This window comes from Brevibacillus halotolerans, assembly GCF_026891775.1.
In the GTDB taxonomy this organism is placed as follows: domain Bacteria; phylum Bacillota; class Bacilli; order Brevibacillales; family Brevibacillaceae; genus Brevibacillus_B; species Brevibacillus_B halotolerans.
The window spans coordinates 25,248-48,990 of record NZ_JAPTNK010000017.1 but is presented as its reverse complement, the minus strand read 5'-3'; the positions used below and the strand labels follow the sequence as shown (position 1 = coordinate 48,990).

27 protein-coding genes and 1 other annotated feature are annotated in these 23,743 nt (G+C 41.6%); of the genes, 2 read left to right on the top strand and 25 right to left on the bottom strand.

Annotation, left to right across the window (positions count from 1 at the left end):
• Positions 1-172 precede the first annotated feature (172 nt).
• From O0550_RS18805 to glmU, 5 genes are all read right to left on the bottom strand, one after another.
• Positions 173-403, bottom strand: a complete 231-nt coding sequence (locus O0550_RS18805) for an anti-sigma-F factor Fin family protein (RefSeq protein ID WP_022586599.1) — start codon at positions 401-403, stop codon at positions 173-175.
• A gap of 78 nt (positions 404-481) precedes the next feature.
• Positions 482-1,054 (bottom strand): aminoacyl-tRNA hydrolase, encoded by a 573-nt coding sequence (pth, locus tag O0550_RS18800; protein WP_003333903.1) that lies wholly within the window; start codon positions 1,052-1,054, stop codon positions 482-484.
• A gap of 148 nt (positions 1,055-1,202) precedes the next feature.
• Entirely contained in the window at positions 1,203-1,826 is a 624-nt protein-coding gene (locus tag O0550_RS18795) for a 50S ribosomal protein L25 (RefSeq protein ID WP_003343437.1), read from the bottom strand.
• A gap of 84 nt (positions 1,827-1,910) precedes the next feature.
• Positions 1,911-2,861, bottom strand: a complete 951-nt coding sequence (locus O0550_RS18790) for a ribose-phosphate diphosphokinase (RefSeq protein ID WP_003343435.1) — start codon at positions 2,859-2,861, stop codon at positions 1,911-1,913.
• Between the two features lie 24 nt (positions 2,862-2,885).
• Positions 2,886-4,265 carry a bifunctional UDP-N-acetylglucosamine diphosphorylase/glucosamine-1-phosphate N-acetyltransferase GlmU gene (gene glmU / locus O0550_RS18785; protein WP_121473207.1) on the bottom strand — a complete coding sequence of 460 codons (1,380 nt, stop codon included), beginning with the start codon at positions 4,263-4,265 and terminating at the stop codon, positions 2,886-2,888.
• Positions 4,266-4,423: 158 nt separating this feature from the next.
• Between glmU and O0550_RS18780 the strand changes: the two genes are divergently transcribed.
• Positions 4,424-5,440 (top strand): CobW family GTP-binding protein, encoded by a 1,017-nt coding sequence (locus O0550_RS18780; RefSeq protein ID WP_096887869.1) that lies wholly within the window; start codon positions 4,424-4,426, stop codon positions 5,438-5,440.
• Positions 5,441-5,586: 146 nt separating this feature from the next.
• Here O0550_RS18780 and spoVG read toward each other — a convergent pair whose 3' ends face one another.
• The 10 genes from spoVG to metG form a co-directional block, all read right to left on the bottom strand.
• Positions 5,587-5,874 carry a septation regulator SpoVG gene (spoVG, locus tag O0550_RS18775; RefSeq protein ID WP_003343428.1) on the bottom strand — a complete coding sequence of 96 codons (288 nt, stop codon included), beginning with the start codon at positions 5,872-5,874 and terminating at the stop codon, positions 5,587-5,589.
• Positions 5,875-6,051: 177 nt separating this feature from the next.
• Positions 6,052-6,882, bottom strand: a complete 831-nt coding sequence (gene purR / locus O0550_RS18770; protein WP_003333910.1) for a pur operon repressor — start codon at positions 6,880-6,882, stop codon at positions 6,052-6,054.
• Between the two features lie 62 nt (positions 6,883-6,944).
• Complete coding sequence (gene ispE, locus O0550_RS18765) at positions 6,945-7,823, bottom strand: 4-(cytidine 5'-diphospho)-2-C-methyl-D-erythritol kinase (protein ID WP_003333911.1); 879 nt, start codon at positions 7,821-7,823, stop codon at positions 6,945-6,947.
• A 138-nt stretch (positions 7,824-7,961) separates the two neighbouring features.
• Positions 7,962-8,144 (bottom strand): small, acid-soluble spore protein, alpha/beta type, encoded by a 183-nt coding sequence (locus O0550_RS18760; RefSeq protein WP_035318803.1) that lies wholly within the window; start codon positions 8,142-8,144, stop codon positions 7,962-7,964.
• 78 nt (positions 8,145-8,222) lie between these two features.
• Positions 8,223-8,495 carry a biofilm formation stimulator Veg gene (gene veg, locus O0550_RS18755; protein ID WP_003333913.1) on the bottom strand — a complete coding sequence of 91 codons (273 nt, stop codon included), beginning with the start codon at positions 8,493-8,495 and terminating at the stop codon, positions 8,223-8,225.
• A gap of 192 nt (positions 8,496-8,687) precedes the next feature.
• Positions 8,688-9,575, bottom strand: coding sequence for a 16S rRNA (adenine(1518)-N(6)/adenine(1519)-N(6))-dimethyltransferase RsmA (gene rsmA / locus O0550_RS18750; protein WP_101667150.1), 888 nt, complete (start codon positions 9,573-9,575; stop codon positions 8,688-8,690).
• Positions 9,576-9,578: 3 nt separating this feature from the next.
• Positions 9,579-10,136: a ribonuclease M5 gene (gene rnmV / locus O0550_RS18745; protein ID WP_003333915.1), complete on the bottom strand. Its 558-nt coding sequence runs from the start codon at positions 10,134-10,136 to the stop codon at positions 9,579-9,581.
• 181 nt (positions 10,137-10,317) lie between these two features.
• Positions 10,318-11,361 carry a resuscitation-promoting factor gene (locus O0550_RS18740; RefSeq protein ID WP_003343420.1) on the bottom strand — a complete coding sequence of 348 codons (1,044 nt, stop codon included), beginning with the start codon at positions 11,359-11,361 and terminating at the stop codon, positions 10,318-10,320.
• A gap of 715 nt (positions 11,362-12,076) precedes the next feature.
• Entirely contained in the window at positions 12,077-12,856 is a 780-nt protein-coding gene (locus tag O0550_RS18735; protein ID WP_003333918.1) for a TatD family hydrolase, read from the bottom strand.
• A gap of 147 nt (positions 12,857-13,003) precedes the next feature.
• Positions 13,004-15,070, bottom strand: coding sequence for a methionine--tRNA ligase (metG, locus tag O0550_RS18730; RefSeq protein ID WP_258427051.1), 2,067 nt, complete (start codon positions 15,068-15,070; stop codon positions 13,004-13,006).
• A 20-nt stretch (positions 15,071-15,090) separates the two neighbouring features.
• Positions 15,091-15,343: a binding site (T-box leader), on the bottom strand.
• Between the two features lie 441 nt (positions 15,344-15,784).
• Between metG and O0550_RS18725 the strand changes: the two genes are divergently transcribed.
• A complete protein-coding gene (locus tag O0550_RS18725; RefSeq protein WP_003333920.1) occupies positions 15,785-16,051 on the top strand; it encodes an AbrB/MazE/SpoVT family DNA-binding domain-containing protein in 267 nt (88 codons plus the stop codon).
• Between the two features lie 68 nt (positions 16,052-16,119).
• On the opposite strand, the gene rsmI is transcribed toward O0550_RS18725, so the two are convergent.
• The 10 genes from rsmI to O0550_RS18675 form a co-directional block, all read right to left on the bottom strand.
• On the bottom strand, positions 16,120-16,998 hold the full coding sequence (gene rsmI, locus O0550_RS18720; protein ID WP_022586609.1) for a 16S rRNA (cytidine(1402)-2'-O)-methyltransferase: 879 nt from the start codon (positions 16,996-16,998) through the stop codon (positions 16,120-16,122).
• 20 nt (positions 16,999-17,018) lie between these two features.
• The gene (locus tag O0550_RS18715; RefSeq protein WP_003343412.1) at positions 17,019-17,339 is read right to left on the bottom strand and encodes a GIY-YIG nuclease family protein; all 321 of its coding nucleotides are present in this window, start codon (positions 17,337-17,339) and stop codon (positions 17,019-17,021) included.
• Complete coding sequence (locus O0550_RS18710; protein WP_003333923.1) at positions 17,293-18,060, bottom strand: tRNA1(Val) (adenine(37)-N6)-methyltransferase; 768 nt, start codon at positions 18,058-18,060, stop codon at positions 17,293-17,295. The genes O0550_RS18715 and O0550_RS18710 overlap by 47 nt, the downstream gene beginning before the upstream one ends.
• Positions 18,061-18,164: 104 nt before the next feature.
• Entirely contained in the window at positions 18,165-18,551 is a 387-nt protein-coding gene (gene yabA, locus O0550_RS18705; protein ID WP_041751879.1) for a DNA replication initiation control protein YabA, read from the bottom strand.
• A gap of 26 nt (positions 18,552-18,577) precedes the next feature.
• A complete protein-coding gene (locus O0550_RS18700) occupies positions 18,578-19,393 on the bottom strand; it encodes a PSP1 domain-containing protein (protein WP_022586611.1) in 816 nt (271 codons plus the stop codon).
• 3 nt (positions 19,394-19,396) lie between these two features.
• Entirely contained in the window at positions 19,397-20,380 is a 984-nt protein-coding gene (holB, locus tag O0550_RS18695; RefSeq protein ID WP_003333927.1) for a DNA polymerase III subunit delta', read from the bottom strand.
• 10 nt (positions 20,381-20,390) lie between these two features.
• Entirely contained in the window at positions 20,391-20,834 is a 444-nt protein-coding gene (locus tag O0550_RS18690) for a YaaR family protein (RefSeq protein WP_003343407.1), read from the bottom strand.
• 33 nt (positions 20,835-20,867) lie between these two features.
• Complete coding sequence (locus O0550_RS18685; RefSeq protein WP_003333929.1) at positions 20,868-21,197, bottom strand: cyclic-di-AMP receptor; 330 nt, start codon at positions 21,195-21,197, stop codon at positions 20,868-20,870.
• Between the two features lie 409 nt (positions 21,198-21,606).
• A complete protein-coding gene (tmk, locus tag O0550_RS18680; RefSeq protein ID WP_031309804.1) occupies positions 21,607-22,230 on the bottom strand; it encodes a dTMP kinase in 624 nt (207 codons plus the stop codon).
• A 25-nt stretch (positions 22,231-22,255) separates the two neighbouring features.
• Positions 22,256-23,740: an aminotransferase class I/II-fold pyridoxal phosphate-dependent enzyme gene (locus tag O0550_RS18675; protein ID WP_258427050.1), complete on the bottom strand. Its 1,485-nt coding sequence runs from the start codon at positions 23,738-23,740 to the stop codon at positions 22,256-22,258.
• Between the last annotated feature and the right edge of the window lie 3 nt (positions 23,741-23,743).

Here is a 23,743-nt window from a genome sequence, read left to right as displayed (position 1 = left end):
ATAGGTTACAGCACTAAAACTGCGGCGCAGATCAACCTTCCCACATCGCAGTTTGTACGAAAAAGTTATTTATTTATTCAATCGATAAAAATCCACAGGTAGCCTTAGCTTCTAAAAAACTAGGCTACCTTACTTTTCATGCCTTGTCATTTTGAAAGGTAAAAATGGCTTGCTATTGCAACGGATTACCTACAACCGACAAATCAGGATTTTGATCAAGGGCCTCTTTACAATAGTCACAAACAACGCGAACAACTGTATTCCCTATCTCATCCTTGGATATTATATGTTGGCGCTCCTGTTGGGTCAAGAATTGAAAGCCTAGCTGCCATTCGGAGACATTCGATTGCTGAATTTCCCCCACCTTCATGCCACAACACCGACATACATAGCGGTAACTCATATGATTACCCCCTAAGTGAAAATATAGTACTTTCTTCCACTTAGTATGGGCATATTATAGCTATTCGATACTGTACTACTAGCCACGTGTTGGATTATAACGATTCATAACTGTCAGGAAGCTATCACCCTTGATCCAATCTTCACTGGCTTTTGCTGCTGATTGAATTGCATCTTGGATATGCGGCCACTCGCTTTTTGAAAATGAGTGCAGTACATAGTCACTCACACTTTTGCCCGGTTCCGGACGATCAATACCAATTTTGATGCGACTAAAATCTTGTGTGCCTAAATGAGCAATGATGGATTTAATCCCGTTATGGCCTCCTGCACTGCCCTTTTCCCGCAGTCTCAGCTTGCCTACCGGTAAGTCAAGATCATCATAGATGACAACGATATCCTTTGCTGTCAGTTTATAAAAAGAAACGATTTGCCCTACCGTTTCTCCAGATAGGTTCATGTAAGTTTGTGGTTTTACTAATAAAACCTTCTCGCCTTGTACATTTCCCTCTCCTATAATTCCACGAAATTTCATCGTGCTTAACGGAATTTGTAATTCTTTACTTAATGTATCTATTGCAAGAAACCCTACATTATGTCTGGTATCCTCATATTGTTTACCAGGGTTCCCTAACCCAATGATGACTTTCAATGAAATTACCTCCAAGCAAAATAACCTACTTAATTCCATTGTACATGAATGTAAGCCTTTTAAAAAGCAAGGGAAGTCGACTTCTTCCGTCAAAAAACGGCATGTCCATACATAAAAGAGCCTCCCAAAGGAATTGGGAGGTCACTGGTTATACTTTTTCCGCTTCGGCTACAGGAGCTTTTGCTTGTTCTGCAACTTCCATAGCGCTTTGCTGAGCTTCAATGGATTCATCCGATTTTGCTTTTGGCGGAAGTACGCTAATGACTACTTCCAGCTCGTCAAGATGCACGTCTACGTTTGGAGGTATTTGTAAATCTTTAACAAGTACAACATCTCCTATATGTAGCCCATCTGTATCTACAGTTAGTGTTGCCGGGATATCAGTAGGTAAGCAGGAGATTTCTACACTGTGACGAACCAATGTAGCTGCTCCCAATTCAGGATCTCCCGTCATCGTAATAGGCACAGACGTATGAATTTTTTCCTTCATGTCTATCTGTTTAAAGTCAGCGTGCAAAATCCTACCTTGAACTGGATGTCTCTGAAGCTCATACACCATCACGTCATATACATTTCCATCTACCTGTAGCGTAAAAGGAACGTTGGTGGTTTGCGTACGTAAGGCTTGATCCAGCTCAAGCGCAAGTATCTTGACTTCCTTATTTCCTACATCCGTTCCGTATAACACCGCAGGAACCCAACCCTCACGACGAATCGCTTTAGCTGTTGTTTTATCTTGAGCTGTACGTACCTCTGCTTTAATTGCTACCAATATAAAAACCTCCTCTGACCAAGTAGATCTAAGACAGTTCTAGCTTGTCCAGAGGAGGTAATGATTATCAACTATACTGTAATTTTAATCGAACAATTTACTAATTGACAATTCTTCGTGAACACGGATAATCGCTTCTCCAATTAATGGAGCCACAGATAATACCTTCACCTTATCAATTAATTTGTCCGAATCTAAAGGAATCGTATTTGTAACAATCAATTCCTTAATCTTGGAGTTTTGGATACGCTCAATGGCAGGACCAGAGAGAACAGGATGTGTGCAACAAGCGTACACTTCACGAGCCCCTGCATCTACCAATGCATTAGCAGCTAAAGTAATCGTTCCGGCTGTGTCAATGATATCGTCAATGATGATAGCTGTTTTACCTTCAATGTTACCAACAATATTCATAACCTCAGCTACGTTTGGTTCAGGACGGCGTTTATCAATGATGGCAATTGGTGCTTCTAATCGTTCAGCCAGCTTACGAGCACGTGTAACTCCTCCGTGGTCTGGTGATACAACAACAACGTCTGAGAGATTTTTCTCTTGGAAATATTTAGCCAAGATTGGAACTCCCAACAGATGATCTACAGGGATATCAAAGAAGCCTTGGATTTGTGTCGCGTGTAAGTCCATTGTAATCACACGCTGTGCCCCTGCTGTTTCGATAAGATTTGCAACTAATTTCGCTGTGATAGGATCACGAGAACGCGCTTTGCGATCTTGTCTTGCATATCCATAATACGGAATCACAACATTAATGCTTTTGGCAGAAGCACGTTTTAGAGCGTCGACCACAACCAGTAACTCCATTAGGTGTTCGTTAACTGGTGCGCAAGTAGGTTGGATAATGAATACGTCTGATCCACGCACACTCTCATTTAGCTTGATTTGGCACTCACCGTCACTGAATCTTGCTGTCTCCATGTTGCCCACGTTTAAGCCGATATGTTCAGCAATCTCCTGAGCCAATTTAGGATTGGCACTGCAAGTGAAAACCTTCAGCTTCGGGTCACGATAATTAGCCATCTTGTTAAAAGCCTCCCGTTATTCTTATTCGCTTTGTTTACGTGGTAGTTTTACCGCGTAGTCCAGTTTATTGGTTTGGCGTTCGCGCGCAATGGCAAACGCTCCATCTGGTACATCTTGATTAATGGTCGAGCCAGCAGCAACGTAAGCATCATGACCTACCGTCACAGGAGCAACTAAGTTAGAGTTGCATCCGATGAAGGATCGATCGCCTACTACCGTCTTATGCTTTTTCGCCCCATCATAATTCACGGAGATTGTTCCGCATCCAACATTAACACCCTGACCAATCTCAGCATCTCCTAGGTAGCTGAGATGAGGAACTTTACTTCCTGCACCAATTTTAGCATTTTTCAGCTCCACAAAATCTCCAATTTTTACATTTGAGCCAATATGTGTTTGTGGTCGTACATAAGCAAACGGACCAACTGTAGCCTGTTCATCCACTTGGCTGTCCACTAGTACGGAATAAGAAATGCTTACGCCATCCGCCACTTGCATATTGGTTAATTCAGTTTGTGGGCCAATTTTGCAGTCTGTGCCAATAACCGTTTTTCCTCGCAAATAGGAATTCGGTTCAATTATTGTGTCGGCGCCAATCACTACATCTGCTTCAATATAGGTAGAAGCTGGATCAATGATAGTAACACCGTTCTTCATGTGTTCAACAGCAATGCGTTTACGCATATAAGCTTCTGCCTCAGAAAGCTGAACGCGATCGTTAACCCCCATTGTTTCATCTGGGTCTTCGGCAGCATAAGCCAATACTTTCTCGCCCGCTTCTCGTAGAATACCCACACAATCGGTGATATAGTATTCATTCTGAGCATTATCATTCTTCACTTGGGATAATGTTTCCCAAAGCTTCCGATTATCAAAGCAATAAATACCTGTGTTAATTTCTGCAATATTACGTTCCTCGTCTGTTGCATCCTTGTGCTCAACGATGCGTAACACTTCATTTCGTTCATTTCGAACAATGCGACCATATCCGGTTGGATCGGCCATTAAAGCGGTTAAAACGGTAGCAGCGGCGTTCTGCTCTTCATGATAAGCCAATAGCTTGGTAAGCGTTTCCTTTGAGAGCAATGGCACGTCCCCATATAAAAGCAGAGTCGTTCCCTCTTGATCTAGTAAGAAATCTTTGGCTTGCAAAGCTGCATGGGCTGTTCCCAATTGTTCTGCTTGCATGGCGTATTGAACACGGTCTTGTAGCGTTTCACGAACTTTATCAGCTCCGTGTCCTACTACTACAACTACATCGTTTACTTGCATGGAAGCCAAAGTATCCACAACATGCTGAACCATTGGCTTGCCGCATACAGGATGCAGTACTTTATATAATTTGGATTTCATACGTGTTCCCTGACCAGCAGCAAGAATTACCGCATGTATAATAGACATGTTAACCCTCCAACATACTGAAGTTCCATCATGACTATATCTTAAAATAGGTGTTCATTTCAAGACATGATGAAACTTTTCCTGTTTGATAACACTTAATAAAACAACTACTATTTAAATAACATACTCTATTTTATTCAAAAAACAAGGAGGATGAAATGAGTACAGATGTATATATATTGACAGGTTATCTAGGAAGTGGAAAAACGACTCTGCTCCAACAGCTTCTTGCTTATCTGCGTGATCAAAGCAGTAATGTCGTTGTTATGATGAACGAAATGGGAGAAGAGGATGTAGATGGGGAGCAAGTGGAGGGATTTGGTTTTCCCGTAAAAAAAATGCTCAATGGTTGCATTTGTTGCTCCATTCGTGGAGAGCTGACAGAAAACGTAAAGGAAATCATGCAAAATATAAAACCGGAGCATCTCATCATTGAAACAACAGGTGTAGCTGACCCCATTGAAGTAGTCGATGCCATGACGCATCCCGAGCTTTACGACAGAATGAATCTAAAAGGAATTATTAGTGTCATAGATGCTTCGAGGTATTTAGAGCTGACTTCTTTCTTTCAAGCTGGCGGGGCGTTGATTAAGACCATTCGCAATCAGGTAAAATATGCAGATCTTTTAATCATAAACAAAGTTGATTTAGTGGATGAAGACATCTTATCAAAAGTAAAAGCAAAGCTTCAGGAAACAAACTCTCATGCTCCTATGCATGTAACGATACGGACAGAGATGGATCTAGAGAAGCTGCTACAGGTAAAACGATTGGCTCAAAGCAAAGAGATGTCAAACTCACCCTCTATCCCTGTACAAAAAACGATCGGCCGATTTTCTCCATTAGATAAATTAAAGCAAACACTAGGACTTAAAACAAACCAGCCTTCCCTTTTTCACTCGATTGATACTTTTTCATATCATTTCAAGGGACCCGTTGACGCTGAAGCCTTTGAAGATTTTTTGTATGATCTTCCCAAAACCATCTACCGGGCAAAAGGATACGTGCAATTTATTGGACAAGACGATTTGATTTCTTTCCAGCAAACTCAAACACAGGTACATTTATTTCCCTTTAGCAATTTCGGGCCAAAAATGGTAGCCGTTTTCATTGGAGAAGGAATTGATAAGGACAATATTATAGAAGCTCTCGAAAAATGCTACCGCACTTCATAAATCAACCATTTATGCCGAAAAAAAAATAAAAAAGCACCTAAAAAACAGGTGCCCTTTTATTTCATTTTTCATTAATTTCAGAATTATGACGTTTGTAAAATGCCTAGGCATTCACCGAATACAGGGCGAATGCCAGTTCTTCTTCATCATGCTCCCGCTTCAATCTGCGCTTCTTCTTCAACTCCGACACGCTCATATTCAGATAGAACTGCTGCCTGAATTTTTTCGCGAGTTGTTGAAGAAATTGGGTGGGCAATATCTCGGAATTCACCATCAGGAGTGCGTTTGCTAGGCATAGCCACAAACATTCCGTTGTTCCCATCAATTACGCGGATATCATGAACCACAAACTCGTGGTCAATGGTAATTGAGGCAATCGCTTTCATTCTGCCGTCCGTATTAACACGGCGAAGTCTTACATCAGTTACTTCCATCATGTTCACTCCCTTTATCTATGTCGGATAGCCTATATTTTCAACGTGATGGTTAAATATTCCTGCTTTGTTTTCCGAAAAATTGTAAAAAATATTTTTATCTGCCTTTTCTTTATTTTGATATAGAAAAGGGTCCCATGCATAGCTACGCTATCAGGACCCATTTATCTAGTGTTATTATTCTTCTTTATTGGAAAAATAACTACCTAATTCAATCATTATTTGTTTTTCTTTGACATCTACTTCTTGAAGCTTTGCAAGTGAAATATAATCTTCAATTAAACGATCTGCATCATCCGCTGTTTCTACAAACACACCACAGCCCACAACCGTAGCTTTAAACTCCTGCAATAAGTCCATCATACCCTGAATGGTTCCACCTGCTTTCATGAAATCATCCACTATGAGGACACGAGACTCCTCTGGGAGTGCTCGTCTGGCAAGCGACATCGTCTGAATACGTTTACTGGAGCCAGATACGTAATTGATACTTACTACTGAGCCTTCTGTTACCATATTGTTTCTTCTTACCACCACCACAGGGACATTCAAAAAGCTTGCGGTCGCATAAGCAAGTGGAATACCCTTCGCCTCTACCGTCATTACCACGTCTACATCGCTTTGACGAAAAGCTGAGGCAAGTAGCTTCCCAATATGATTTAAGGTTTTGGGATCGCCAAGAATATCAGACATATACAAATATCCGCCTGGCAGCAAACGCTCAGGTTTAGCCAATTCCATAATCAATGTTTCCATAAACGCTGCGGCATGTTCATGAGTGGTTCGCGGGATGTATTTAACTCCTCCAGCCGCACCTGCTACTGTGCGTAGGTCACCGATTCCCTGAGACTCAAATGCTTCTTTGATAATGGACAAGTCTTCACTGATAGAGGACTTGGCAGAACCATATTCTTCTGAGAAATATGTCAGGGGAATCAATGTGTGTGGATGAGCTAACAAATGCTGCGTCATATCCACTAACCTCGCGCTTCTGCGCAATTTTCTCATCAATTCTTCCTCCAAACAAAAAGCCGTATATTATTACCATAATGTAACATTAATGTACGTGTTTAATCAAGTATTTCCATCTCTGATTCGCCTAACATTCGGACTGCATACACATCTTTGACAAAACCACGTAATGCATTATATATCCGATGCACTTTAGCTTCTTTTTGTACCAAAGCAAATACAGTGGGACCACTTCCTGACATCAGTACACCATCTGCCCCTGATTCTAGCATAAGCTCTTTAATTTGGCGGACTTGAGGATAACGATTAAGTGTAACCTCTTCCAAGACATTCCCCAAAGATCTTGCCATTAAAGAAAAATCCTGCTCGCTTATAGCTTGTAGCATCTCTTCTGTCTTTGGATGCTTCTTAATTTGATCGACCCGCAAATTTCCATATACATCTGCTGTGGAAACTCCGATCGGTGGTTTGGCCAATATCACCCAGCAGGGGGTGGGACTGATCATGTGTCTGAGTTTTTCTCCTCGGCCTTTAGCCAGGGCTGTACCTCCGTACACACAGAAGGGCACATCAGAACCGATCTCCTCCCCAATCAAAGCCAATTCATCCAGACTTAGCCTCAAATTCCACAAACGATTCAAGCCTCTTAGCGTTGCAGCTGCATCACTGCTTCCTCCTGCTAAACCTGCGGCAACAGGAATTTGTTTATCTATATAGATATGAACTCCTTTATTGACCGAATAACGCTCTTGTAATAGCTTGGCAGCCTTGTATGCATGATTTCGCATATCATTTGGAACAAAGCTTGCGGAACAATCGATTAGGATATCTCTTGACTCCAACAATGTCAGGTCAACGCGATCAGCCAAGTCAACCGTAGTCATAACCATTTCAACTTCATGATAACCATCTGGTCGCTTGGAGAGTACGTCCAGTGTAAGATTTATTTTTGCGGGAGCTTTGATTGAAACTCGCACCGTGTTCACCTCAGCTTATCCTAATCTCTTCTTCTGATTTTATCACAGGCAGAAATAAGCTTGCCACTTGCGAGAGGGAAAGTCAATAAGAAACAAAAAAGCCGGGGGGATTCCCCGCGGCTTTTGGTTGTCAGTAAGTTATTTCATCGATTGTCTAGCTAATGCTTCCTCGGCAATCTGAATTGCTCGTTTCACCATGTTACCAGCATCGCGGGTTGTGATACCACCCCAGCCTTCGCTTTTGACGGTGTCGTAAAAGCCCAGTTCCTTGGCCAATTCATATTTGAACTCCTCGGACATGATGCCTCTTCTTCGACTCATCGTGCTTCAGCCTCCCTTACTTACTGACAAGGTTAGTATGATCAGTAAAGGGTAAAACAAAACAGTAGAACATAGGCTCTACTGTTGAATAAAGGTAATCTTTATATGTGTATCGTCTCGACATACCATTAGTTCTACGGTTTCCGTCAAAATATCAGCATAGCTGTAAGAAACTCGTTCAAATAACTGGTCGTCATCAAGCTTAACTACAAATACTGAGGGGTATGTCTCTTCTAGGATGCCAGTCCTTTCGACGGTCTTACGACGACCGCCATTGGCCTTGAGCATGATACGTTCTCCAATGTGTCCGTCCAAACTGCGTTTAATATCAACTAACGCGTTCCTAGCCATTCCAATTATCCACCTCGCTTATGTACAAGTATAACAGCCTATACTTAGTTTGTCAAACAAACGAAAAATTATATCAACCAAAGGAGCTTTTTGTCAATGAATTTTTTAGGACATTTATGTCAATTCTCATCGAAAAATATCTCCCCTTACATAAAAATGCCCTATCCTTTTCGTGAGGGATAGGGCATACACTTATTTTATCTGTAGGCGGTGAATGGTATTGGCTAATGTCGCAAATTCCTGAATAGAAAGCGTCTCTCCACGTCTGCTCGGTAAAATGTCGGCTTCTTCTAGCGCTTGCAGGGCCTGCTCCTTCTTTTCTTTACCGAAGTAGTTGGTAACTAAGTTATTCAGTAAAGTTTTGCGTCTTTGAGCAAAGGAAGCCTTTACAACACGGAAGAAGAGCTTTTCATCTGCTACCTCTACGATTGGTTGTTTGTGAATAGACAGCTTAATGACCGCTGAATCAACATTAGGCCTTGGAATAAATACGCTGGCTGGCACAATCATCTCTATGCTCGTCTCCGCATAGAATTGAGCTGCTACACTCAGCGAGCCATAATCCTTCGTACCAGGTTTAGCAGCAATGCGCTCTGCCACTTCCTTTTGGATCATGACAACAATATGATCAAGCTCGATACCAGATTCTAACAACCCCATGAGAATTGGTGTCGTTACGTAATAAGGCAGGTTAGCTACTACACTGACTCCGCTACACCCAGATAGGTGTTCTGCTATAAGAGCAGCTACGTCCAGCTTCAATACATCTCCATGTACCACTGTGATATTGTCGTAAGGAGAAAGTGTATCCTCCAAAATTGGCAGAAGACGTTGGTCGATCTCAATCGCCATTACTTTGCCTGCTGCCCGACAAAGCTGCTCAGTCAACGCTCCAATACCTGGCCCTATCTCAATAACAGCTTTATCCTTAGAAAGCTCTGCAGCATCTATGATGTTATGCAAAATGTTAATATCGGTTAAAAAGTTTTGTCCCAGGCTTTTTTTGAGGGAAAAGCCGTACTTCTCAATGATCTCCCGCGTTCTGGTTGGAGTTGCGATATCTTTATATCCAGCCGTCATCTATTAGCTTCCCCCTTGTTCTGAATCAATCTGGTCCACAGCAGCATCAAACTCCGCCTTACTGATTTGAAACATGTTTAACCTTTTACCTAATTGTTTAGCGTTAGAGTAACCGATACCCAATATCTCTCCTAATCGGGTGCGACGATGCTTGGTATCCATTCCGGCTACCATTCCGGCTTGCACGAGGTGCTCCAAGGTAATTTCCCCTTGCCCCTCTAGGAACTCGGTCTTTACATCAGCCAAAGCCTGTCTAATGGCTTCCGGTGTTGCATGCTCCACACCAAGATTACTTCCCTTTTTTCTAGCATCCTCTTTTTTAATAAAAGCATGCTTGCATCCGGGCACAGATTGGCTGACAATTTTTCTAATGCGCTCACCCGGATAATCTGGATCGGTAAACACAATCACACCGCGTTTCTGTTGTGCCATCTTTATTTTTCGAAGGGTTACCTCGTTGATTGCGGAACCACCTGTCTCGATGGTATCAGCATCGACTGCCCGCTTAATTGCGGCCGTATCGTCTCGTCCTTCCACCACGATAACCTCTTTGATCTTCATCCGTTAATCCATCCTTCGTTCTTGTGTACTTGCTTGCAAAAAAACTTTTTTTATTTGTCCTAAAATAGGAAACGAAAGCAAGCTTACTTGCGTATAAGAAGTATAGAGATTCAAACAGCTTACCACATTTATGCCCAAAACAAAAGACAGGAGAAACTCCTGCCTTTTTCTAAAGTAGATGTTACGGCAACTTCGGGCCGATTACATGTACCTTGTATCCTTTTTTACGACCGAATCTCATTGCCTCAGATTCGCTGCCCAAATATACATCCATCTTGTGCCCTTTGATGGCCCCACCGGTATCCTCCGCACGACGATAACCGATGCCCTCAATGTAGACCCACCAGCCTAATGGAACCAATTTGGGATCAACTGCCACTGTTTTTCCGACTGTAGCTTTTACACCCATTGCTGTTCTTCCGTATCCGCCGCCAGCGTTCGGAGCATAGGCTGTAAGAGTTACATTATTCAAGACGCGTTTTGCGCGAATATCTTTTCCACCACGCGAAGGTAGGGAAGCCGCCATAACTTCTTGTTTCTTCGTACCCACTGCCAAAACGCGGTCTTGTTTTTCTGTTACCACGTCGGTTTTGACTAATTTGCGGGATACCTCTTTACCATTCTCAAAGACCACACTATAGTGCAAAATAGCTTTCCCAGCTTGACCTTTTTTTAGTTCACGCACTTCGCCTTTGTTGAGGGAAGTGTCTTTTTGGCGTATTTCTCGAAAAGCGATATCTTTATTAACCTGAACTGCTTTTTCTTCTACCCTAATGACAGAAATTTCCGTATCTTTCGTCAGCTTTGAATCTACAGACGGATTTATTTTATCCTTCTGGCTTACTTTGACACCTGCATCCGCCAATGCACCGGCTACTGTACGTTTTATTGTATGAACCACTGTCTTCTGTCCGGCAATTTGGACAGGTATTGCCCAGCTCGTTTGCAAATCAACGGTCATGGCTTTTTCAACAGATGTGTCCAAGCCTGGTTTAATACTATCTTTATCAGTAATTTGAACTTGTTTTTCTTGTAATAATTGTTCAACCGTTTTTGCCGTAGTCGTGATGTCCTGGGATACCCCATCAATGACTAGCGTTACTTGCTTTGGCTGGGTAGATAGGTTAAAGAAGTAGATACCCACTGATAACAACACAAAGGTTGCAGCTCCTAAAATCGAGAGGAGCAATCGATTGTGCGGTACCCAGATTTTACCTAATTCCATTCCCCACACTCCTTTTTTAAGCCTGAGAAGGATATTATATCACTTTTTTTCTTTTGTCAAATTCTCCCCCTTTCCCTCTCCAGATTGTGCGGCTGATTTTTTTACGGAAAATCCAGCTATTTCTGTGTTTCTCAACATGTCTTTTACCTTACCAAATAAGCCACGGAGAATGAAAGCAGTTTTCTGTCGAGCAATTCTGTCGATTCCTCTTTTTCGTTCGACAGGGCACTAATTTCGCTTTTAAAAACGAAAGAAAGGGAACCTACGAAAACATGTTATGTCAATATGCAGATTGATAGAACGCATATATAATTTTTACTCATCGCCCAGAGATCATGTGACAATCTTGTAACAAAAAAATAAAAACCCATTAAAAGTTTATATATAGTGATATTTTTTAAAATTTTAATAAAATATGCACTTTATGTATCTGCTTATATTTGATTTCACTACATTTTGTTTATCAATAATGGAAAATACACAGTTAAAATTCCTATCATTAGTTTTAAATATATTAAAAATTCACTTCCACTAATCTAGTGAATTTTTATCGCTTTTTTTTACAAAAATAAAAGAATTTTCTTGAAAGCTTTTTCCAAACATTCTATATAAAGTACTTACTAGAAAGCTACTTTTTAATGTCCAAACGACAACTTCCCATAAAAAAACCTGATCAATTTCCAGATGAAATCGATCAGGCTTACGCGTTCCTTCATTATAATACAGTTTCTCTAATGTTAAACAAACGGCGCGCATTATTAGCTGTAATCTTTGCCAATTCCTCATAAGGCAGTCCATGGATTTGAGCCATCTCTTCAGCAACAAATTTGACATACGCTGATTCATTTCGCTTACCTCTAAATGGATGAGGTGTTAAATATGGACAGTCTGTTTCAATCAAAATACGCTCAAGCGGGATCTTTGCTGCCACTTCTTTTGGACGTTTCGCATTTTTAAAAGTGAGAGGGCCGCCAAACGAGATATAAAAATTCATATCCAGGGCCATTTTAGCCAACTCATAGCTACCAGAGAAGCAATGCATAATACCGCCTACTTCCCCTGCTTTTTCTTCTCGCAGAATCTCGATAATATCCTGATGTGCATCACGATCATGAATAATAATCGGCATTTGTAATTTTCGAGCCAGACGAATCTGTTTACGGAATACCTCTGCTTGTACATCACGTGGTGACGTATCCCAATAATAGTCCAGCCCCATTTCTCCCAGCCCAACAACCTTAGGATGTTTACTCAATTCTTCTAACCATTCCAGGTCTTGTTCCTTCATAGTAATAGCATCTTGTGGATGCCAGCCAACAACCGCGTAAATAAAGTCGTACTTCTCAGCCAGCTCCATTGTTGTAGGGATTGTCTCGCGGTTAAAACCAACGTTTACGATCGTACTTACTCCATTCTCCTTCGCACGAGCAATTACCTCATCGCGATCCTCATCAAATTGTTCTGCATTCAAATGTGCATGTGTATCAAACAGCATAGATTTCCCTCCTTTATTTCATAACCTGTGTTGAGATCATCTGCCGTTAAGATCATAATCAAAAAAGGCAAGCAGTGCGAACGCCACACAAGGCTTCCGCACTGCTTTTAAACAACAATTCCTCTTATTTATTAGCTTGTGCTAGTGTTATTTTACAACAGAACCATTTGGCATGCTGGCATCAACCGTAGAAACAGTCAATTGGTCACCATGAGAAGCTGCTAAAATCATGCCCTGAGACATTTCTCCACGTAATTTTACAGGCTTCAGGTTTGTTACTACGATAACCTTTTTACCAACCAATTCCTCTGGCTTGTAATATTTCGCAATACCTGAGACGATTTGGCGTTGTTCATCACCCAAATCAACTTGTAAAACTAGTAGCTTATCTGCATTTGGATGCGCAGCACATTCTTTTACCTCTGCTACACGTAATTCAACTTTTGCAAAATCATCAATGCCGATCAAATCTTTTGATTCGGAAGTCTTTTCTTTTGCTTCAACTGCTTCTTTTTTCTCTTCGTTCACTTTGCCTTCCCCTTTCAATGCATCCTGTTTCTTTTTATTCTCTTCCGCTTGCTTGCGAGCTTCTGCTGTGCTTGCATCAATAAAAGCTAGCTCCTGTTCAACGTCAAGGCGTGGGAATAACAATTCTCCGCCGCGATTTACCTTGATTCCAACCGGCAATCTTCCCCATTCACCAGCTTGCTCCCAAGTCAAGATAGCCGCTTGTTCTGCAATACCTAGCTGCGCCCAAATTTTAGCTGGAGTCTTGGTCATAAATGGTTGCAACATAATAGAAGTAATGCGAATACTTTCCGCTAAATTATACATAACAGTAGCTAGACGCTCTTTATTTTCTTCTGATTTAGCCAAAGCCCACGGCTGTGTTTCATCAATGTATTTATTCGTGCGGCTAACTAGATCCCACAGATGGCTTAGTGCATTACTAAAGCGCATTTCGTCTAAATGCTCTTCTACAAGCTTTTTCGTTTCAAGCGCCTGCTTAATTAATTGATCATCAAATTCCCCTGATTGACTTGGACTTGGAATAATGCCATCGAAATATTTTTCAATCATGGCAATCGTACGACTTACCAAGTTACCTAGATCGTTTGCCAGGTCGTAATTTAAGCGTTGGATAAAGCTTTCTGGTGTAAACACTCCATCCTGACCAAAGGCGATCTCGCGGAGCAGGAAGTAACGAACACCATCAGAGCTATAGCGCTCAATTAAGAATTTAGGATCGATAACATTTCCTTTTGATTTGGACATCTTGCCATCCGGCATTAATAACCAGCCATGACCAAAAATTTGTTTCGGCAATGGAAGATCCAACGCCATCAGGATGATTGGCCAATAAATCGTATGGAAACGGAGAATATCCTTTCCTACTAAATGAACATTAGCAGGCCAGTAGCGCTGATACTTTTCATCGTTATCGGATAAGTAACCAAGCGCTGTAATATAGTTTGCAAGCGCATCAATCCATACATAAATCACATGTTCTGGATCTGTTGGCACCTTTACGCCCCAATCAAATGTGCTACGAGACACACTCAAATCCTGTAAACCAGGCTTTAAAAAGTTGTTTACCATCTCATTGCGACGAGATTCAGGCTGGATAAAATCAGGATTTGCCTCAATATGAGCAAGGAGTTTGTCTTGATATTTGGACATACGGAAGAAATAGTTCTTTTCCTTTACCTTCTCAACAGGGCGTCCGCAATCTGGGCAGAAGTAGCCTTTATCGGTTTTCGCCTGAGTTTCAGTCCAAAATGCTTCATCTGGCACACAGTAGTAACCTTCATATTCCCCAAGATAAATGTCACCTTGATCGACTAAGCGTTTAAAAATCTTTTGAACGATCATTTTATGTCGTTCCTCTGTCGTGCGGATAAAATCATCAAAAGAAATGTCTAGTTTCTGCCATAGGTCCTTAATCCAATCAACTACAGGATCAATAAACTGCAAAGGAGCTAGGCCTTCTGCGGCAGCTCGTTCCTGTAATTTTTGACCGTGCTCGTCTGTACCCGTCAGATAGTATACATCGTAGCCGCGCAATCTTTTGTAACGGGCCATCGCATCTGCAGCAATGGTTGTATAAGCATTCCCGATATGTAGCTTATTACTTGGATAGTAAATAGGCGTTGTAATATAAAATGTTGGCTTTTTTGTCATGTCATACACCCTCCTAAATATGTTTTTACACATAAAAAAAAGACTCCTCCCCTAATTGGGACGAGTCTTGTACTCGCGGTACCACCCAAATGCTCCGTTCCTTCACAGAAACGGACTCGGTAAGTAGTCAACAGCTACTCTCCTATAACGCAGGAATACGTCGCTCCTTATCCGCCATCATTACAATGACCGTTCATGAACGAAACTCAAGGACCATCTTCCACTTCCTTCACTTAACTGGCTTTCACCTACCCCAGCTCTCTACATAAGCTTTTGAAAGTGTACTCTTCCCGTCAACGTTTACTATTAAAATGATACTTCTATTGTATACTAAATTATCTGTTCATAAACGTAATGTCAAGGGATTTACGTTAGGTTTCTTTTTCGCCAAAAAAATGTCGAATCTCGACATATAATTCGACATTTTTCTATATTAATATCCATTATTAGGTTAATTTGTCGTATGACATTTTCCATCTTTTATGAAAAAAGATTTCTGACAGATTCATATATAAAGGGGTTTTTAGCCCCTAATTTCATATAATTATTACTGATATTTCGTGATTATCACGTTTTATTCGTATAAATTGTAATAATTGTAAAAATGCCATTGACACCTTTGGTAATCACTGGTATCATAAGCTATAATAAATTGTCGAATATTGACGATTAATAGATAAATATTCGGTATTCATCGATACAGGATCCACCCACTTTTTTTAAGAGTTTGAGAGGAGCTTGAAGGGTATGAAATCAACTGGTATTGTAAGAAAAGTAGATGAATTAGGACGTGTTGTTATTCCAATTGAACTTCGTCGTACACTTGGAATTGCAGAAAAAGATGCTCTAGAAATCTTTGTTGACGGAGAACGCATCATCCTTAAAAAATATGAACCAGCTTGTATCTTCACAGGAAACGCTGAAGACTTGGTATATTACAAAGGAAAAATGATCAGCAAAGCTTGTATTCAAGAGATGGCATCTTTGCTTGACGAGAGTTCCCAACAGAAATAATAATAAAAGGCTATTGCTCTTGATAATGAGCAGTAGCCTTTTTTAATATTTGCTGTCATTCTTCTCAATTAGTCTTGGTGGTATTCATTATATACTTCTCTACGTGTCAGCTTTCGATCCTCAGCCGTTCTTTTACACGCTTCCTTAACAGACATTCCCTGTTCGATATAATGTTCTACATGTTCTTTTAGACCAAAGTGGCTCCACCAAGCCTCTGTATCTTCTTCCGTTAAAGGCTGGCCATTATAGCCAGAAACAATTATGCAAAACTCTCCTCTAATCTCTGTTTGCTCTAGCCAGCCTATCAGCTCAGACATCGTGCCTCTGGCGAATTCCTCGTATCTTTTGGTCAGCTCTCTCGCCAGCACCGTCTCACGATCGCCTAATACCTCTTGCATAGCCGCTAGTGTTTTCGTAATGCGATGAGGTGCTTCATAAAATAATAACGTTTCTGGGTAATGGGCTAAACGATCCAGCTCTACCTTACGTTGCTTTTTATCACGCGGTAAAAAACCGCAGAACACAAATTTCTCTGTCGGTAATCCAGAGGCAATCAAACCTGTTAATGCCGCGTTAGCACCAGGGATGGGAACAACCGTACAGCCAGCATCAATTGCTTCTCGTACCAGGTCGGCTCCTGGATCAGAAATGGCGGGCAAGCCTGCATCACTGACTAGAGCAATATTTTTTCCATCCAACAACCAGTTAATTAATTCCGGTCCACTAGATGCTTTATTGTGTTCATGATAGCTAAGTGTACGTTTCTCTATCTGAAAATGAGTAAGGAGCTTTCTGGTTTGGCGTGTATCCTCACAAGCAATCACGTCCACCTCACGCAATGTCTGCAAGGAACGGACTGTAATATCATCCAAATTTCCGATAGGTGTTGCCACTAGGTATAGGATACCTGTGCTTGTCATTTGAGCAAAACTCTTTTGTATATTCATCTATCGTAACTCCTAAATGGTTATTTCATCAAAGTAGATTGAACCGATGCATTGCCGAATAAAATCAAGCTTTCCTTGGCTGAACGTTGAAGACGTTTAATTTGTTCTTCCCTTTTAAGTCCCCATGAACGATCAGCGCCTTCTTCCCAATACACCAGCTCAATCGGACAACGCCCTCTTGTATATTTGGCACCTTTCCCAATCCTATGCTGCTTAAGTCTACGCTGTATCTCTGTTGTGTATCCCGTATACAACGACCCGTCTGCACATTGTAACATATAGACATAGTGACTTTTATGTGAGGGAATCTCGCTTTCCGTAATAGATTTCATATAGTTCATCGCAGTACTCTTCCCCTTGCTTATACACAATCAGTGGTGGTTGTATCCGAAGCTCTGGTTTCCCTCCGCGTATCCCTTCCACAAGTACCATATTAGGTTCACTATCTTGGCGGGAATGCACGAACCGCATACGCTTAGGCTCGATACCATACATCCTCATGCCTGTAACAATATCTATCAGACGAGTTGCACGATGCACTAATGCTAGCTTCCCGCCTTGCTTCAGCAGTCTGCTTCCAACCCGTAGTACATCATCTAACGTAAGATGAATCTCGTGGCGAGCTATAGCACGATGGTCATTTTTACTTACTTCCCCTGTGATCGAAGGCATATAAGGTGGATTACAAGTGATGAGATCATATTTATTATCTCCAAATCTCTCCACTGCCTTGCGTACGTCGCCATGATGAATAGTAATACGTTCTTGCAATCCATTCATGATCACGTTACGTTCTGCCATATGAAACAATCGTTCTTGTAGTTCAATACCTTCAAATTCAGCAAATGGCGTTCTTGTGCTCATTAATAAAGGAATGACTCCATTACCTGTGCAAAAATCTAATACTTTTCCCCTCTTAGGCACCTGTGCAAAACGAGCAAGTAATACTGCATCCATTGAAAAACAAAACACTTCATGGCTTTGAATGATTTTTAATTCGTAGGTTAACAAATCGTCAATCCGTTCTGTATCATACAAGGGGACTTGCTGTTTTTCTGTCATATTGTATCCTCTCTTACCAATCAGAAGGTAGTTATCCTATCATTTTATCAGTAAAAAGCGACCCGTCTGTGTAAAAGACATCAGGTCGCTTTTGTTTTCTCGTATCACTTGTGTCCACCGCTTAAAAAAGATAAGCAGAACAGGCAATCGCCTTCTTTTCTTATACTACCATAGTGTACGTTGCAAATATGAAATCCTTCCGCATATAGTCGCGCAAGATTATCATATCCTTCGCCCACTATTTTTTGATTGCCTACTATCTTTTGACTGGCTGCTGCCCTTTTTTGTTGGCCAGCACTTTGCTTTTTGGAAGTAGACTGATCGGCTCTTTTCTGGAATCGGTTACGCAAGTGTTCATTTTCAATGAGAAGCTGAGCATTCTCTTCCAAAAGTTTGACGATCACGTCTTTTAGGCTGCCAATCTCCTGATAGAGTTCGCCCACTCTCTCTTCCATGCTCGCGATTTTAGCGAAGATTTCCTGTTTCTCCAACTTCATCACCTCTCGCTACCCGTCCTCTATCCGATCTCTGGTCGACTTGTTACAATTTCATCAAAGGTAAACTCCATGACTCTTCCTACTTCTAGGAGATCAACCTGAGCCACTCTGCCTAAAATATTCAAGCTTACAACTCTGCCATCCCCCATTGGTGTTTTCACCCATGAGCTTAGTTCAGGTATTTCTTCCTTCGTTGTTTCGTAATTATCATTTTCATACTTCAAACAGCACATGAGACGTCCACATAAACCGGAGATTTTAGCCGGATTAAGCGAGAGATTTTGATCTTTCGCCATTTTAATGGATACCGGTTCAAAATCACCTAAAAAGGTAGAACAGCATAGCATACGACCACAAGGCCCTATACCGCCAAGCATCTTAGCTTCATCCCGAACACCAATCTGCCGTAATTCAATGCGCGTACGAAACACCGCTGCTAAATCCTTTACTAATTCACGAAAATCAACGCGGCCGTCCGCTGTAAAATAAAAAATAATTTTATTCCGGTCGAATGTATATTCAACATCTACCAGCTTCATTTCCAGTTGATGTTCTCTAATCTTGGTTTGGCACACCTGAAAAGCATTTTTTGCAGCAGCGCGATTCTCATCGACTTGACTAGCATCCGATTCATCGGCAATTCGAATTACTTTCTTTAAAGGAAGAACTACATCAGAATCTTCCACTGTCTTTTGCCCGATCACAACCTTGCCATACTCAACACCACGTGCTGTTTCAACAATCACGTGACTGTCTTTTTCTATCTGCAATTCGTCAGGATCAAAATAATATATCTTACCCGCTTTTTTAAAGCGGATTCCGACCACCTCGTACAAAATTTATCCCTCCTGGATATGAAGAACAAGTCGCTCTAACGCTAATTGTGGGTTAGCATTACGCTCTATCCGATTTCTTGTCTCCATGGCTACATCAATTCCTCGCAATATCTCGGTTTGAGCCCACTGCAAGGCCTGCTCTTCTAATGCATCCTGTTGGTCTATGTTGATGATGTTGGCCCTACGCCCTACTTGAATATAGAGGATATCTCGCAGCCAAAGGATGAGCAAATCCAGAAAGAGAGGAAGTTCTTCTTTTAATCTATCGTTACGTTGAAATTGATCTTGAATCGTAAACAGCGCTTGGGAATCACGTTGTTTCAAATCCCTTCCCAATTGTATCACCATAGCTTTAAGCTGTGCAAACCATTCTGATTGGCTTAATAGCCGTGCATCGTCCAGATTTGTTGTAATTTGGGAAGCAACCTGGGCAATGCCCCGTGTAATTCCTTCGTTTACAAGCGATTGCACAATCATTTCAACCGGTAGAGGGTTGAATACTATTGTCTGACATCTGGATAAAATTGTGGGTAAAATGGCATGACTGTTTTCAGATAGCAACAAAGCAAGCACACCCGCTGGTGGTTCTTCTAAAAATTTCAGCAAGCTATTTGCCGCTTGGGTTGTCATTTTATCTACATGCTCTAGAATATAAACCTTATTCTTCGATTCAACAGCACGCATCTTCATTTCTTTTTGTAAGGCCCTAATTTGCTCTATTTTGACAGATGCACCATCTGGAGAGATTTGATACACATCAGGATGGTTCCCTGATTGAATACGTTGGCAGTTCAGGCATGTCCCACAAGCGTCACCGGGCTGATCTAAGCAAAAAATGGATTTAGTCACATGCTGAGCCACTTCCATTTTGCCTACTCCTTTTGGTCCCGTAAATAGGTATGCATGAGCCAAACGATCGTACTTCATACTATTAGCTAAGACTTCTGCCACACGCTCTTGTTTTTTTGCTACATTACTCCAGCTCATTTATTGTCACCTAAAAATATAAATTGATTAGCATGCCTCTGATTTCACCAATTCGAGCAAGCATATCGATCAAAGGAGCCTGCTCGCTCAATAGATCGTCTGCCAATGCTAATAATTCGGCATCGATCTCTTTGATAATTTTATGAATGCGGCCTCTTCCTCGGCGATTGGTTCCTTTACGCTCATCGAGAGCAATCCCAAACCGAACAGCTTCCTCCATAAATCGCTTGATAAGATTACGATACGAATAGTAATCTCGTACATTGCGGGAGCGAGCCAAAATATCTCCGTGTTTATCTATTTCTGTAAGCAGTAGCTGAAGTCTTTCCTCGTTCAATCTCTGCCCTTCACCTTTAACCATATCTCGAAAGTTCATCTTTTCCACAGATACATCCCTGCGTTGACCTATCCCTTTTACTTCAAATGTAGGTCTGATGCCATTATCAATTTTCACTAGGTCCTCACTCCCGCTCACCTTTACCCGAAACTAAAAAGAATGGAAATGTTCTACGTCCATCACAAAAACGGCTGCGCCCCCCACTTGTACTTCAAGCGGATATGACAAAAATGAATCAACTCCACTTCCAAGCGGCGACACAGGAGTCACCATCTGTTTGCGGGATTGGCAGTTCTGCTCAATGATGGTGATAAGCTCTGTTACACGACCATCATCGGTCCCTACAAGAAACGTTGTATTCCCAGCGCGGAGAAAGCTTCCTGTACTGGCCAATTTTGTAGCACGGAATCCTTTTTTCACAAGGGCTTGTGACAAACGCCCACTGTCTTTATCCTGCACAACAGCGATGACCATTTTCATAGTGATTTCATCCTTTCTGCTTCGCAATTGTAGTGCTTAGCTCTCTTACCAGTAACATATAAATTACTCTGGCTATAATTCGATTGAAGGGTACCACTTTCCTTTAGAAAAGGGCGTTGCTTAATCGGAAAAATCAAATAAAATTTGGTATTATCATTCTTTTTAAGGGGCTTACCTTATTGGTATGTCAAAATAGCTAGTTGGTGTAATTTTTCTAGCTTTCGCACAAGGAAAACTTCCTCTGTGCTTTTTCCTATTATACAGCATGTACGACCTATTTTTCATTCAAACATATTTTTCTTGCTAAAGAGTTTTGTTGAAAAAAAAAGAGCATCTCATCATTGCTGCCTTCACCGTATCGACGGGGAAAACACGAATCATGCGTCTGCTCTTTTTTTAGGCTATCCCTCTATGCTTTTTTTATTTTTTCTTGGACGATAGCAAGCATTTCATCGACTACCTGCTCTATTGGCTGGTCAGCGTTAATACGAACAATCCGTTCCGGGAATTTATGAATCAATAGCTCATATCCTTCACGCACCCGGTTATGAAATGATACTTTTTCCAAATCAAGGCGATTTTTTTCTCGATTAGAATTAGCCTCAATCCTAGCTAGTCCCACTTCTGGGGATACATCAAGATAAAAGGTAAGATCGGGCATACGATCCTCAATAGCAAATTGATTAATAGCAAATATTTCGTCGGTAGGTAGACCCCGCGCTACACCCTGATAAGCTAGACTACTATCAATGAATCGATCACAAAGTACAATTTTCCCCTGTTCCAACGCAGGTATTACTTTTTCCACAAGATGCTGGCGTCTTGCTGCGGCATATAATAGCGCCTCTGTTCGCCCATCCATTTTTGTGTTTGCTCGATTCAATATTACCTCACGAATTTGTTCAGCGATATCCACCCCACCTGGTTCACGTGTGACTAAGACCGGCAGCCCCTGTTCTGTTATTCTCTTTTCTAAAAGTGTAATTGCAGTGGATTTTCCCGCACCGTCTCCACCTTCTAATGAAATAAACATGCCTGTGTTCACCATACCCTCTCGTTTAACAATGTTTACCTTTTATGACTTGAATGGTTTTTACCGTGGCATCCTTCACACCATGAAAACGAGCCTCTTTTCTTTGTAATTCCTGCAAAAGAGCAATTACCTGCTCGTCTAGGACTTCACCTGGAACAATCATAGGTATACCTGGCGGATATGGAATCACCATCTCAGCGCAGATACGTCCCTGTGCTTCTTCTAATAATATAGGCTCTGCTTCCTCTTCTACCGCTATATGCATACTCATAGCTACTTTACGTAAAAAGCAGGAGGAGACTAACCCTGTTTCAAAAGCACGCAGTCCTTCTCCTCTCACTTGCTTTGACAGCTCCTCCATAACCGTAAGTAACCTTTTACAATCCAGCTCTGTCGTACCTGTAGACCCTAGTAGCAAAAGATGATGCAATCCAGCTAACTCTGTATAAATATAAGCTTCTTCTAGCTTTGTTTGCAATTCAAAGCCTGATAGCTGAGCGGAATGTAAATTGATTACAATTCGGAGCGGATCTAGTGTTTGATACCCTGTCTGCTTCTTCCAGCCGGCTACTGAAAACCAATCGAATTGGCTAAGGCGTTCTTTCGTTTTTTCGATAAGCCCAATCGCCTTCTGTAGCTCTTGTTGCCCCTCTAGCACCATATGTCGACGGGCTAAATCAAGAGATGCCATTAACGGATATGAAGGGCTAGAGGACTGTAGCATCGCCAGATAACGATACAATCGGCTGCGATCAATAAGCTCTCCTTGAACATGCAGCATTGACCCCATTGTAAAAGCAGTTCCCATCTTATGTGTAGACTGAATGGAAATATCGGCCCCACTCTGCACAGCTGAGGCAGGCAGTTCTGGATGGAAACCATAGTGCGCGCCATGCGCCTCGTCAATGATTAATGGAATGTGATAACGATGAACAACTGTAGCCATCTTTTCTAAATCAATACCCATCCCATAATAGGTCGGATTGGTAAGAAAGACAGCCTTGCAATCAGGGTGCTCCATTAAAAGCCGCTCTACATCCTCACGCCGTACACCTGCGGCAATACCAGTCTCTGCATCTACAGCAGGAACGACAAAGATCGGCTCCGCTTTCGCAAGCATCAACCCATGGTAAACGGATTTATGACAATTACGCTGAACAATAATTTTATCTCCAGGTCGGCAAATCGACATGATCGCAGCCAAATTCCCTACTGTTGTTCCACCGACTAAAAATTTGGTTTCTTCCGCTCCGTATGCCTCTGCGGCCAACTGTTGAGCTTGAGCAATAATATCTTCCGGCTGATGCAAGTCATCCAAGCCTGTAATCTCTGTTAAATCAATTGACAGGTATTTTTCAAAAAAAGACCTTGCTTCCTTATCGAAGCTTCTCCCCATCTTATGCCCAGGTACATGAAAAGGATGGGGGTTTTGTCGTACATGCCTTTGTAGTGCATCAAACAACGGAGCTTTGCGCTGTCTCTCCCAAAAATCTTCCTGATTTTGCATCATCTT

Coding starts and splice junctions, on each gene's coding strand:
- O0550_RS18805 (WP_022586599.1), bottom strand. CDS start 403: ATGAGTTACCGCTATGTATGTCGGTGTTGTGGCATGAAGGTGGGGGAA.
- O0550_RS18790 (WP_003343435.1), bottom strand. CDS start 2,861: ATGGCTAATTATCGTGACCCGAAGCTGAAGGTTTTCACTTGCAGTGCC.
- glmU (WP_121473207.1), bottom strand. CDS start 4,265: ATGTCTATTATACATGCGGTAATTCTTGCTGCTGGTCAGGGAACACGT.
- O0550_RS18780 (WP_096887869.1), top strand. CDS start 4,424: ATGAGTACAGATGTATATATATTGACAGGTTATCTAGGAAGTGGAAAA.
- spoVG (WP_003343428.1), bottom strand. CDS start 5,874: ATGGAAGTAACTGATGTAAGACTTCGCCGTGTTAATACGGACGGCAGA.
- purR (WP_003333910.1), bottom strand. CDS start 6,882: ATGAGAAAATTGCGCAGAAGCGCGAGGTTAGTGGATATGACGCAGCAT.
- O0550_RS18760 (WP_035318803.1), bottom strand. CDS start 8,144: ATGAGTCGAAGAAGAGGCATCATGTCCGAGGAGTTCAAATATGAATTG.
- veg (WP_003333913.1), bottom strand. CDS start 8,495: ATGGCTAGGAACGCGTTAGTTGATATTAAACGCAGTTTGGACGGACAC.
- rsmA (WP_101667150.1), bottom strand. CDS start 9,575: ATGACGGCTGGATATAAAGATATCGCAACTCCAACCAGAACGCGGGAG.
- rnmV (WP_003333915.1), bottom strand. CDS start 10,136: ATGAAGATCAAAGAGGTTATCGTGGTGGAAGGACGAGACGATACGGCC.
- O0550_RS18740 (WP_003343420.1), bottom strand. CDS start 11,361: ATGGAATTAGGTAAAATCTGGGTACCGCACAATCGATTGCTCCTCTCG.
- O0550_RS18735 (WP_003333918.1), bottom strand. CDS start 12,856: ATGCTGTTTGATACACATGCACATTTGAATGCAGAACAATTTGATGAG.
- metG (WP_258427051.1), bottom strand. CDS start 15,070: ATGTGTAAAAACATATTTAGGAGGGTGTATGACATGACAAAAAAGCCA.
- O0550_RS18725 (WP_003333920.1), top strand. CDS start 15,785: ATGAAATCAACTGGTATTGTAAGAAAAGTAGATGAATTAGGACGTGTT.
- rsmI (WP_022586609.1), bottom strand. CDS start 16,998: ATGAATATACAAAAGAGTTTTGCTCAAATGACAAGCACAGGTATCCTA.
- O0550_RS18715 (WP_003343412.1), bottom strand. CDS start 17,339: ATGAACTATATGAAATCTATTACGGAAAGCGAGATTCCCTCACATAAA.
- O0550_RS18710 (WP_003333923.1), bottom strand. CDS start 18,060: ATGACAGAAAAACAGCAAGTCCCCTTGTATGATACAGAACGGATTGAC.
- holB (WP_003333927.1), bottom strand. CDS start 20,380: ATGAGCTGGAGTAATGTAGCAAAAAAACAAGAGCGTGTGGCAGAAGTC.
- O0550_RS18685 (WP_003333929.1), bottom strand. CDS start 21,197: ATGAAAATGGTCATCGCTGTTGTGCAGGATAAAGACAGTGGGCGTTTG.
- tmk (WP_031309804.1), bottom strand. CDS start 22,230: ATGTTTATTTCATTAGAAGGTGGAGACGGTGCGGGAAAATCCACTGCA.
- O0550_RS18675 (WP_258427050.1), bottom strand. CDS start 23,740: ATGATGCAAAATCAGGAAGATTTTTGGGAGAGACAGCGCAAAGCTCCG.